General features: G+C 44.0%; 10 protein-coding genes and 2 tRNA genes. 11 read left to right on the forward strand and 1 reads right to left on the reverse strand.

The features are described 5' to 3' along the window. Positions 1–261 precede the first annotated feature (261 nt). The 7 genes from NTX75_18185 to dnaJ all read left to right on the forward strand — a co-directional run bounded on the left by NTX75_18185 (position 262) and on the right by dnaJ (position 6,778). Positions 262–336: transfer RNA gene (locus NTX75_18185), tRNA-Gly, on the forward strand. A gap of 80 nt (positions 337–416) precedes the next feature. After that, positions 417–491, forward strand: a tRNA-Cys gene (locus NTX75_18190). Positions 492–580: 89 nt separating this feature from the next. Beyond that, positions 581–2,755: a Tex family protein gene (locus NTX75_18195; GenBank protein MCX5818146.1), complete on the forward strand. Its 2,175-nt coding sequence runs from the start codon at positions 581–583 to the stop codon at positions 2,753–2,755. A 262-nt stretch (positions 2,756–3,017) separates the two neighbouring features. Further along, positions 3,018–3,959 (forward strand): mechanosensitive ion channel family protein, encoded by a 942-nt coding sequence (locus NTX75_18200; protein MCX5818147.1) that lies wholly within the window; start codon positions 3,018–3,020, stop codon positions 3,957–3,959. A 71-nt stretch (positions 3,960–4,030) separates the two neighbouring features. Next, positions 4,031–5,062 carry a heat-inducible transcriptional repressor HrcA gene (gene hrcA, locus NTX75_18205; GenBank protein MCX5818148.1) on the forward strand — a complete coding sequence of 344 codons (1,032 nt, stop codon included), beginning with the start codon at positions 4,031–4,033 and terminating at the stop codon, positions 5,060–5,062. 10 nt (positions 5,063–5,072) lie between these two features. Then, on the forward strand, positions 5,073–5,660 hold the full coding sequence (grpE, locus tag NTX75_18210) for a nucleotide exchange factor GrpE (protein MCX5818149.1): 588 nt from the start codon (positions 5,073–5,075) through the stop codon (positions 5,658–5,660). A 14-nt stretch (positions 5,661–5,674) separates the two neighbouring features. Further along, the gene (dnaJ, locus tag NTX75_18215) at positions 5,675–6,778 is read left to right on the forward strand and encodes a molecular chaperone DnaJ (protein ID MCX5818150.1); all 1,104 of its coding nucleotides are present in this window, start codon (positions 5,675–5,677) and stop codon (positions 6,776–6,778) included. Between the two features lie 76 nt (positions 6,779–6,854). Here the strand turns inward: dnaJ and NTX75_18220 are convergent, their stop codons facing one another. Beyond that, positions 6,855–8,099 carry an OFA family MFS transporter gene (locus tag NTX75_18220; protein ID MCX5818151.1) on the reverse strand — a complete coding sequence of 415 codons (1,245 nt, stop codon included), beginning with the start codon at positions 8,097–8,099 and terminating at the stop codon, positions 6,855–6,857. A gap of 289 nt (positions 8,100–8,388) precedes the next feature. On the opposite strand from NTX75_18220, the gene rpsL reads away from it, so the two are divergent. The 4 genes from rpsL to NTX75_18240 all read left to right on the forward strand — a co-directional run. Beyond that, entirely contained in the window at positions 8,389–8,763 is a 375-nt protein-coding gene (gene rpsL, locus NTX75_18225) for a 30S ribosomal protein S12 (protein ID MCX5818152.1), read from the forward strand. Between the two features lie 15 nt (positions 8,764–8,778). After that, entirely contained in the window at positions 8,779–9,249 is a 471-nt protein-coding gene (gene rpsG, locus NTX75_18230; GenBank protein ID MCX5818153.1) for a 30S ribosomal protein S7, read from the forward strand. A 17-nt stretch (positions 9,250–9,266) separates the two neighbouring features. Next, entirely contained in the window at positions 9,267–11,348 is a 2,082-nt protein-coding gene (gene fusA / locus NTX75_18235) for an elongation factor G (GenBank protein MCX5818154.1), read from the forward strand. Then, on the forward strand, positions 11,341–11,467 hold a 127-nt coding region (locus NTX75_18240; GenBank protein MCX5818155.1), incomplete at its 3' end, for a GTP-binding protein. The genes fusA and NTX75_18240, both read left to right, overlap by 8 nt.

The raw sequence follows: 11,467 nt of genomic DNA on the forward strand, positions 1-11,467 counted from the left end.
GGTAACCGGTGTAAAACCCTTTCCGGGGTGGAGAAAGGTGCTTGCGGACTCAAAAATATGAAAATAGATTTTTGATGACATGGCCACCTCTTGTACAGTAGTTTTATGGCAAATTAAAATATTAAATTGTAACTATCAACTATATCAGAATTTTCCTTGTCCTTCATTACATAATGCACCACGAACCAATTGTATCAATCATAACAAACCATAACAAACCATTGACATATTCATTTGGTTTATATTATATATCAATGAAGGGCGGGAATAACTCAGCGGTAGAGTGCAACCTTGCCAAGGTTGAAGTCGCGGGTTCAAATCCCGTTTCCCGCTCCATTTTAAAAACAGTGAACAGTCGTTAATGAATAGTAGTTAGTAGAATGCTTAAAACTGTTCACTATTCACTGAAGTTAAATGGCGGCATAGCCAAGTGGTAAGGCAGCGGTCTGCAAAACCGCTATTCTCCGGTTCAAATCCGGATGCCGCCTCCAATAAATCCCCGCCCCCTTGTCATCGTCCCATTGGATTTTGAAACGCAATTATACTACATTAATATAAATTCAAACGTCACGAGGAATGAATGAACGAAGCACACATTAAGCAGATTTCCATTGAGCTGCACCTCACAATAAAACAGGTAAATGCAACGGCATTACTTCTGGAAGAAGGCGCAACAATTCCCTTTATTGCCCGTTACCGGAAGGAAGCTACCAACTCCCTGGACGAAGTGGCCATTGCTGCTATACGAGATCGTCTTGAACAGCTCGAGGAATTGAACAGCAGGAGAGATTCCATTTTACGTTCTCTTGAAGAAAGACAGCTTCTCACTGACGAGTTGAAAGACAAGCTTAATAAAGCGGAAACGATGGCCATATTGGAAGATCTTTATCTGCCTTTCCGGCCAAAGCGCAGGACAAGGGCCACCATTGCGAGAGAAAAAGGGCTTGAACCTTTAGCAGAGCGTCTTTTCGCACAGGATATTAAAGACCCTGTGAATAGCGACCCCTTTGAAGAAGCACGTGCTTTCATTAACGCTGAGAAAGAGGTCAATTCGGCCGAAGAAGCGCTTGCGGGAGCAAGGGATATCATAGCGGAGTGGATAAATGAGAATGCTGATGCCAGAGCTGCTATAAGAGCATTATTCATCCGGAAGGCCGGATTTAAAGCAAAGGCCATACCTGAAAAAATGGAGACCGGTATTAAATACAGAGATTATTATGATTGGGAAGAGCCTGTTAACGTCGCCCCCTCTCATCGGATTCTTGCCATGAGACGAGGAGAGAACGAAGGGATTCTGATGCTTCGTATTGTTTCACCCGATGAAGAAGCTATTGCGATCTTGAACAGATATTTCATCAAGGGTAACAATCCTGGTTCTGTGCAGGTGAAACAAGCCATGGAGGATGGTTATAAACGTCTCCTTGTTCCATCTATGGAGACGGAGATTCGGACACTAACAAAAACAAGGGCCGACGAAGAGGCGATCAATGTGTTTAAGGAAAATCTACGTCAACTCCTTCTCGCTGCCCCGCTGGGCCAGAAGAATATACTTGCAATTGATCCCGGATTCAGAACCGGCTGCAAAGTCGTTTGCCTTAGCCAACAGGGAAAACTTCTCCATAATGATACTATTTTCCTCCGTCAATCAGGGAAAGAGGCTGCCAAAGCAGCGGAAACGATGATTGAGCTTTGCGGCAGGTTTCAGATAGAGGCCATTGCAGTGGGAAATGGAACGGCAGGGAGAGAGACCGAGACCTTTGTAAAAGGAGTTGAACCGCTCAGGAGAATACCTGTAATTATTGTGAATGAGAGCGGGGCATCCGTTTATTCCGCTTCAGAGACGGCAAGGGAAGAATTCCCTGATTATGATGTGACGGTGAGGGGGGCGGTGTCTATCGGCAGACGCCTTATGGATCCACTTGCCGAACTGGTAAAAATTGATCCAAAATCGATCGGAGTCGGCCAATATCAACACGATGTTGACCAGAATGCGTTAAAAAGAAGCCTTGATGATGTAGTAGTGAGCTGTGTCAACGCTGTCGGTGTAGAGGTAAATACGGCAAGCAAGCAACTCCTCGCCTATATTTCAGGATTAGGGCCACAACTTGCCAAAGCCATCGTAGGGTACAGGGACGAACATGGCCCCTTTGGCTCAAGAAAGGAATTGAAAAAGGTTCCGAGATTGGGACCAAAGGCATTCGAGCAGTCGGCAGGGTTTCTCCGGATCATAGGCGCGGTAAACCCGCTCGATGGAAGCGCGGTTCATCCGGAAAGCTACCTAATCGTAGAAACAATGGCAAAAGACCTTGCGTGTTCAGTGAAAGATTTGATGAAGAGCGAAGAGCTTCGAAAAAGAATTGATGTAAAGCGCTATATAACCGATTCAGTAGGTCTGCCAACACTCAATGACATATTGAGTGAACTTGCCAAGCCGGGACGCGACCCGCGTGAACAATTCGAGCCCTTTTCCTTTGTGGAAGGGATCGAAAAGATAGAAGATGTAAAACCAGGCATGAAACTCCCGGGGATCATTACCAATGTTACCGCTTTTGGCGCTTTTGTGGATATTGGGGTTCACCAGGATGGCCTGGTACATATCAGTCATCTCTCAAACCGCTTCGTTAAGAATCCGAACGATGTAGTAAAGGTTCATCAGAAAGTGAAAGTCACCGTCCTTGATGTTGACGTCGGAAGGAAAAGGATTTCTCTTTCCATGAAGGATAGCGCTTTACCTGCACCCCATGTTCTGTCTTGACAAAAAGCACAGTTATTTTGGATGAAAAATGGATAAGAGGAAAATAGGGTATAACTAACATAACAAGAGAAAACAGAATTTGTTACGCATAGCAGGAAGGAAGCCGGTGCTCAACAGGTCAGCCTCGAACCGGTAAAAGCACTTGGGGCCAGGTCATGCAATCATACGTTTTCCTCTCCACACCTTATACTGTTCTGCTCACCCCTGCGAGGGGTGGGGGCGCCCACTATATGCACTATGATTTTTGTTTCAAAGCGGGTGTTTGTTATTCTATACTATGGCAATGAAAAACATTCTTGAGCATCTCGGAAACATGGGTCTTTATGACAGGTTTTTTGATTCCATCCTGGCCTTAGTCTTTTTTGTCCTTCTTCGTTGGGTATTGGTGAGAATTTTTCTCCGGTTTCCCCATGACAAACACAAAGAGTTTCTCTGGCGAAAAACAGCCACATACTGTTCTGCATTTGTTCTTATCCTTCTCCTTGCATTTGTCTGGCTTCGCGCTTTTAATTCCCTGAGCACTTACTTCGGTCTCTTGTCGGCAGGTCTGGCTGTTGCCCTGAAGGATCCTCTCACGAATATTGCCGGGTGGCTGTTTATTCTTGTCCGGAAACCTTTCGAAATAGGTGACAGGGTTCAGGTCGGGGACTATGCTGGAGATGTCGTCGATATCGATGTTTTCCAATTTACACTGATGGAATCGGGTACCTCCGGGGTTTCCAAAGACATGCGAACGGGACGGCTCGTAAAAATTTCGAATAGTGCGGTGTTTACGGAACCCCAGGTCAATTTCACCAAGGGGTGGTTTGAATATATCTGGAACACCATTGAGGTAAGTGTTACCTTCGAGAGCAACTGGAAAAAAGCCAGGACTATCCTTGAAGAGATCGTGACCGCTGAGAGCGAAGATACAGGCAGAAAAGCAAAGGAGACTATAGGTGAGGCATCGGAAAAGTATATGGTTCTTGATATGAGTCTGGAGCCCCGTGTACTTGCTGGAGTTGGTGAAAATGGCGTGGTGCTCACAGCCATCTATCTTTGCGATCCCCGTATCCGGAGAATGTCATCCAGTAAGGTCTGGGAGCAACTGCTGGAGAGGTTTTCGGGGGAAGACGACATAGCTTTTGCGTATCTTACCCAGAGGAGTTTCAGTAATATCACCGAGGGGAAGAAAGGAACCGGATTAGAAGGCAAGTCTCCCTGACCCTCCTTTTCATTTCATTTCTTGACAAAGATGACAGTTGTAATTAAGTTATGTAAGGTCGGTTTATTCTCATGGAAATTTTGAATGAAAGAGAAAAGGTGGTTCTTGATTTAATAGTAGAGAGTTACATCGCATCCGCTGAGCCGGTAGGTTCAGGAACCATATCCAGGACTCCGAAGAACAGGTGGAGCTCTGCAACAATACGAAATATCATGGTAGATCTTGAAGAACTGGGCTATCTCTATAAACCACATGCCGTTGCAGGCCGTATCCCGACGTCAAAAGCTTTCCGGTATTATGTGGACGGCCTTGATGTCCCTGTTCACCCTGGCAAGAAAACACTGCAAGCCCTCGATACCCTCCTGAGACCACGCTATTACTATATGGGGGAGATTATGGCCGATGCTTCAAGGATACTTGCTGCCATATCGAGGTATACAAGCATTGTAGTTGAACCAAGAATTAATACGATGCTTTTTAAGGAAGTGGAGTTTGTAAAGCTGTCAAAACATACTGTACTCATCGTTTTTGTTACCTCCTCCGGCATGGTCCACACAAGGCTTGTTGAAACGGAAGAAAATCTTGAAGGCGATACCCTGAAAAGCATGAAGAGGTATATGAACGAGAAGTTTGAAGGCACCCCATTTTATGTGCTGAAAGAGAATATCATGGAGGACTTGGAGCGGGACAAAACAACATTCCATCAGCTTCTTACGAAGATCAGCGAAACCCTTGAAACCATTATCGAAGGGGAAGACAAAAGGGATGTCTATATTGACGGGACTTCAAAAATGATAGGATCCCCCGAGTTTTCCGATGTGGAAAGGCTAAGGGATCTCTTCCAGGCGCTTGAAAGGAAGGAAAAACTTTTGAGGTTACTGGATAAATGTCTTAAAGAAGAAGGCATACATATAATCCTGGGTACCGAGAGCGATATCAAAGAAATGAGAGATATGAGCATTATCACTTCAACATACAGGATCAGCGATAAAAGCTTTGGTGTTCTCGGGGTAATGGGGCCGATAAGAATGAATTACTCGCGTATTATACCGATAGTGGAATATACAGCGAAAACTGTTACCGATATTCTAAGAATTATGTAAGAGGGATACGATGGAAGAAAAAGAAGAAAAAAAGACAGACTACACCGGAAAGGATGAAGGTACTGTCAGCGAAGAGCATAAAAAGAAAAAGAAAAAAGACGAAGTAAAAAAAGATGGAGCAATAGAAGAGCTTAACAAATCGCTCCAGGAGAAGGAAGAGACAATAAAAACACTTCAGGAGAGGTTGCTCTATTTTCAAGCTGAATTTGAAAACTTCAAAAAACTGAAAAATAAAGAGAAACAGGATACCTTGAAATTCGGCAACGAAATGCTTATCAAGGATTTGCTTCCTGTTATTGACAACCTGGAGAGGGCATTGGAACATGCCTCAAAAACAGAGGATTTTAAAAGCATCCATGAAGGCATCAAGATTGTCCTTAATGAGTTTCTGAAAGTGCTTGAGAGGGCTGGTGTAGAGCCTGTCGAAGCATTGGGGAAGAAATTTGACCCCAATTTTCATGAAGCATTTCTTCAAGAAGAAAGAGATGACATAAAACCCGAAACCGTTATCAGCGAACATCAAAAAGGCTATGTATTGAACGGAAGACTCATAAGACCCTCCATGGTTTCCATTTCTACAAACCCTGAAAAACATTAGCCAAAGGTACTTAAATGAGAAGAGATTACTATGAAACGCTTAATGTTTCTAAAAATGCCACAGAAGAAGAGCTGAAGAAGGCCTACCGGAAACTTGCACTGAACTATCATCCCGATAGAAACCCGGGTAACAAACAAGCAGAGGAAAAGTTTAAAGAGATTAACGAGGCCTATGAGGTACTGAGCAACTCTGATAAAAGGTTGCGATATGACAGGTTCGGAACCGCAGATGATGCGGGAACCTTTTTTGATTTTGGATTTAGCGGTAATTTTGACAATGTTTTCAATGACATCTTCAGCGATTTTTTTGGCGGGCAAAGCCAGAGGCAAAGGGCAAGGAAAGGTGAAGACCTGCGGTACAATTTTGAAATAGAGTTTGAAGAGGCTGTCTTCGGTGTTGAAAAGGAAATTGAAATCCCCAGGGAAGAGAGATGTCCCACGTGTAAGGGGTCGAGAATAGAACCCGGTTGCCAGCCTGTCGTATGCAAGTATTGTGGCGGGAGGGGGCAGGTCAAACAGAGCCACGGTTTTTTCACGATAAATCGTACCTGTGAATATTGTGGTGGTGATGGATATATTATAAAAAACCCCTGTAAAGCCTGTAAAGGGAAGGGACAGGTTAAGACAAAAAAGAAGATAAAGCTGAAAATTCCTCCCGGAGTGGATACCGGAGCAAGGTTGAAGTTGCGTGGCGAAGGAATGCAGGGATATGCGGATACCCATGCAGGAGACCTTTATGTTGTCCTGCATGTAAAGGAGCATCCGATATTCGAAAGAGAAGGCGATGACATTCTTGTTCAGATCGATGTTACCTTTCCACTTCTCTGCATCGGCGGCGAAATAACGATTCCTACCATCAAAGGCAATACAAAGATAACCATTCCACCCGGTACACAACCGGAGAAGGTCTTCAGAATGAAAGGTCTTGGTGTTACGAAGTCGGATGGATACGGTAAGGGCGATGAAGTTATCCATCTTAATATCGTAATCCCTGATAGCCTTACAGAAAGGCAGAGAACGTTAATCGAGGAGCTTGCAGGGGAATTCAGCCAGGATGTAGGAGTGACAGAAAGGGGTTTTAAGGAAAAATTCAAACAATTTTTTGAGTGGAAGGAATAACAGGTTTTATTTTGCTTCGATAAATACTGAAAAGGGCGACCAGCACGGTCGCCCTTTTATCTTATATTTCTTTTCGTTATGATTTTTTTGGTGGTTTGAGAAGGATAACGGCGATGATAATGCCGAGAATGGCCATTCCTGCTGTAGGGTAGAAAGCCGTGGTGTAGCTGCCAAAGGCGTCTTTTGCCTTCCCGGAAATAATGCCGCCTATGATCGCGCCTAAACCGTATGCACTAAAAACAACACCATACTTCTGCGCGTATCCTTCAAGGCCAAAGAAGGTTGCCGTGGCCGCAGGTCCTATGGCGAGCCAGCCACCAAGGCAAAGCCAGAAACCACAGAAAGCAACGGCATAAAGCCCCTTAGAACCCGGTCCGGCAGCGAGCATCATGAAAGAGCAAACAGCGATGATGACAAAAGATAGTATAGCAGCTCCCCTTGGAGTAATCTTGTCGGCAAGTGCGCCGAAAATAGGACGACCAATGCCGTTAAAAATGGCAAATACCGATACAAGCAATGTAGCAGTTCCAACATCAAGCCCTATTACTTCCCTTCCGACAGTCGCAGAAATACCGATTGCCATGAGGCCTGCTGTTGCACCTAAAATGTAGCAGAGCCAGAGGCCGTAAAAGCTTGATGTTCCAATCATTTGCCCGGCGGTAAATGTTCGTGCTGCTGTCCCGCCTGCTGCCTGAGGAGGATTCCACCCTGCAGGTTTCCAGCCAGCTTCGGGAAATTTCATAAACATGGAAAGGATCACAGTGATAATGAGAAACCCGATTCCCATAATACCGAAGGCAGGAAGTGGATTATTTGAATAAGCTGCAATAAGGTTCTTCGCCAAAGGAGCTGTTACGAAGGCTGAAGCGCCGAACCCGAGGAGTGAAAGGCCAACGGCCAAACCTTTTTTATCGGGGAACCATTTGGTGGCAACCGAAACTGGTCCACCGTAGACAATACCGACGCCGGCGCCGCCGATGATTCCGTAGGTGATGATAACCATGGTCATACTGGAGGCGAAATAGGTAAGTATCCATCCGACACCGACAACTATTCCGCCGAACATCATGACTATACGGGGCCCCATTTTATCAATGAAACGCCCTGAAAAGAATGTGAACAGGGCAAACATGGCGAGAAAAACCATAAAGGGCAAATTACCCTCTGTAGCAGTTGACTTGAACATTATTTCCAAGGGCTTTTTAAAGACGCTGTATGCGTAGACAGCTCCCAGGCACATGTTTACAACTATACCAAGCACTACAAATAACCACCTTCCTGTGTTTGCAGACATCCCAAAGACTTTTGCATCTTGAGTCATAAAGTATACCTCCTGATTAATTGAACTTACTACTTACTATTGCTTAAGTTTTTCCCGGAAACAATGAGTTTGACTGAAAATTATTATACTCTGTCCAGTATTGTCAAGTCTTTTCTGTAATGTATTTCACAAGGTCATTGTGTTGGGAGCATATATGACTGAAATATTTTAAAACAGGAAAAATCTCTTGACATAAACCGGTGAAATCGTTTAATATACCTAAGTTTTTTTGCTTGTATCAGCCATCCCTTTAAAAATACAGGGGATTACTTTTTTTTTGGAGGAAGGAATGCCTACTATCAACCAATTAGTAAGGCTTGGAAGGGAAGTTGTCAAAAAGAAGAGCTCATCACCTGCTCTGACAAATTGCCCCCAGAAGAGGGGAGTTTGCGTGAGGGTTTATACGACAACACCTAAAAAACCGAACTCAGCGTTAAGAAAGGTTGCCCGTGTCAGGTTGACGAATGGTATAGAGGTCACAACATATATACCCGGCATAGGGCATAATTTGCAGGAACACTCTGTTGTCTTGATAAGAGGCGGAAGGGTAAAAGATTTACCAGGCGTCAGGTATCATATAATAAGAGGATCACTTGATGCGAGCGGCGTGGCGAATCGAAAGAAGAGCAGGTCCAAGTATGGAGCCAAAAGACCTAAACAATAATTGAGGAGTTAAGTAATGCCAAGGAAAGGACATGTTTCTAAAAGGGAAAAACTACCTGACCCCAAATATAATGATTTGGTTGTTCAGAGATTGATCAACTGTATCATGTTGGATGGCAAGAAAAGTACTGCAACAAGAATAGTATACGGTGCTTTTGACCTTATAGAAACTAAAATAAAAGAAGACCCCTTGAAGGTTTTTCACAAGGCAATGGACAACATCAAACCGGAAATAGAAGTAAAGGCAAGGCGTGTAGGAGGGGCTACTTATCAGGTCCCCGTTGAAGTAAGGGCAAACAGGAAGCTCTCCCTGGGCATTAGATGGTTAATTAAATATTCAAGGGGCAGATCAGAAAGAACTATGCTTGACAAGCTTGCAGGCGAAATTGCCGATGCTTACAACAACAAAGGTGGTTCAGTTAAGAAAAGAGAGGATACCCACAAGATGGCTGAAGCCAACAAGGCTTTTGCCCATTACAGATGGTAAATCAGGATTTATAAATAATGAACAGTTTATTAAGAAATGTTGGAATTATGGCGCATATTGATGCGGGCAAAACTACAGCAACCGAGAGAATCCTTTTTTATACAGGGGTTAACAACAGGATTGGAGAGGTTGACGATGGCGCTGCTACTATGGATTGGATGGAGGAGGAAAAGGAAAGAGGTATTACCATCACGGCGGCATCAACAACGTGTTCATGGAAAGGCCATAGAATAAATATTATCGATACGCCGGGACATATCGATTTCACCATAGAAGTCGGAAGGTCTCTCAGGGTTTTGGATGGCGCCATAGCACTCTTTTCGGGTGTAGAAGGTGTTGAACCCCAGTCCGAGACTGTCTGGAGACAAGCTGACAGATATGGGGTCCCCAGAATTGCCTTTGTTAATAAAATGGACAGACCTGGCGCTGATTTCTCTCATTGTGTCAATATGATACGCGATATGTTGAAAGCCAACCCGGTAGCGCTCCATATTCCTGTTTTCAGCGATGATGAATTTGCAGGTGTGGTAGATGTCCTGAAAGGGAAGGCATTGTTCTTCAATAACGACAAATTTGGCCTGGAGTATTCTGTTACAGAAATACCTGAAGGGCTTCAGGAAGAAACGCGCCTCGCAAAGATCAGAATAATGGAGTCACTTGCTGAAGTAGATGATGGCTTTATGGAGTCTTATTTAGAAGGTATTAATATTGAAGAAAGCGAAATCAAAAGAGTGATAAGAAAAGGGACACTGGATGGAAACATTTTACCTGTATTATGCGGGAGTGCTTTTAAAAATAAATGTATCCAGCCGCTCCTTGATGCAATAGTTGATTATCTTCCATCACCAATAGATGTATCTCCTTATAAGTACTGGACCGAAGAAGGGGAAGAAAGATTTTTTCAGGGCAACAGAGAAGAGCCTTTCAGCGGACTTGTTTTTAAAATTATGAATGATCCCTATGTGGGGCATCTCTGCTATATCCGTGTATACTCAGGTGAATTGAAAACAGGTGATACTGTTTTAAATTGTTCAAAATCAAAAACCGAAAGAATAGGCAGAATACTGATACTCCATGCCAACAAAAGAGAAGAAGTAAAAAAGGTCGAGGCAGGAGATATCTGCGCTATTGTTGGTCTGAAGGGTGTATCTACCGGGGATACGTTATGTAATCCTGACATGTATACAGCTTTCGAAGCCATAGAAATCCCGTCTCCCGTTGTCTCATGTGCCATTGCACCAAGAAAGAAAGACGACCTTAAAAAGGTGTGGCTCGTTTTTAACAAATATACCGTCGAAGACCCGTCCTTAAATGTAAAGCTGGATAATGAAACAGGGGAAGTAATTTTATCGGGGATGGGCGAACTCCATTTAGAAATAATTATGAACAGGGCGAAGAGGGAACACAACCTCGACATGATATCTTCTCCACCTCAGGTGGCTTACAGAGAGACAATTACAAAAACTGTGACAAGTGTTGGAAAATACATTAAGCAATCAGGCGGACACGGCCAATATGGCCACGTGGTGCTTCAGGTTTCCCCCGTGGAGGGCGCCGAATATGTTTTTGAGAATAAGATTATAGGCGGTGCAATTCCAAGGGAGTATATCTCCAGTGTAGAAACCGGTATAAAGGAAACGCTGGAAAAGGGTGTTATACTCGGTTACCCGCTTGTTAATATTAAAATTGAACTTTTAGACGGTTCTTATCATGAAGTCGATTCATCGGAGCTGGCCTTTAAACTTGCCGCCTCAATGGGTTTGAAAGATGCTGTAAAAAAGGCAAATCCAGTCATTCTTGAGCCAATCATGAAAGTTGATATTAATGTGCCAAATGACTGTCTGGGCCCTGTGATCGGCGATGTATCGTCGAGAAGAGGCAGAATTGCTGAACTGGGCGAGAGGAATGGATTTAAAAGTATCGCGTCTTATATCCCGTTGGAGGAGATGTTCGGTTATACGACCCATTTGCGCTCGGCAACACAGGGAAGGGGTTACTTTAATATGGAGTTTTTCCATTATGCCCCGGTACCACGGTATATCTATGAAAACTTAATGAAAAATAGAGAAAAAACAGTAACGGAGGTCCTCTATGGCTAAGAAAAAGTTTGTAAGAAACAAACCCCACGTGAATATTGGAACTATTGGACACATAGACCACGGCAAGACCACCCTCACCTCTGCCATTACCAGGTGTCTGGCCAATAAAGGGTTTGCCA

Source organism: Pseudomonadota bacterium, from assembly GCA_026388315.1.
In the GTDB taxonomy this organism is placed as follows: domain Bacteria; phylum Desulfobacterota; class Syntrophorhabdia; order Syntrophorhabdales; family Syntrophorhabdaceae; genus MWEV01.

What these genes read in the sequence shown, in the direction of transcription:
- fusA (MCX5818154.1), top strand. Translation starts at nt 9,267, where the DNA reads ATGAACAGTTTATTAAGAAATGTTGGAATTATGGCGCATATTGATGCG.
- hrcA (MCX5818148.1), top strand. Translation starts at nt 4,031, where the DNA reads ATGGAAATTTTGAATGAAAGAGAAAAGGTGGTTCTTGATTTAATAGTA.
- NTX75_18195 (MCX5818146.1), top strand. Translation starts at nt 581, where the DNA reads ATGAACGAAGCACACATTAAGCAGATTTCCATTGAGCTGCACCTCACA.
- grpE (MCX5818149.1), top strand. Translation starts at nt 5,073, where the DNA reads ATGGAAGAAAAAGAAGAAAAAAAGACAGACTACACCGGAAAGGATGAA.
- dnaJ (MCX5818150.1), top strand. Translation starts at nt 5,675, where the DNA reads ATGAGAAGAGATTACTATGAAACGCTTAATGTTTCTAAAAATGCCACA.
- rpsG (MCX5818153.1), top strand. Translation starts at nt 8,779, where the DNA reads ATGCCAAGGAAAGGACATGTTTCTAAAAGGGAAAAACTACCTGACCCC.
- NTX75_18220 (MCX5818151.1), bottom strand. Translation starts at nt 8,099, where the DNA reads ATGACTCAAGATGCAAAAGTCTTTGGGATGTCTGCAAACACAGGAAGG.
- rpsL (MCX5818152.1), top strand. Translation starts at nt 8,389, where the DNA reads ATGCCTACTATCAACCAATTAGTAAGGCTTGGAAGGGAAGTTGTCAAA.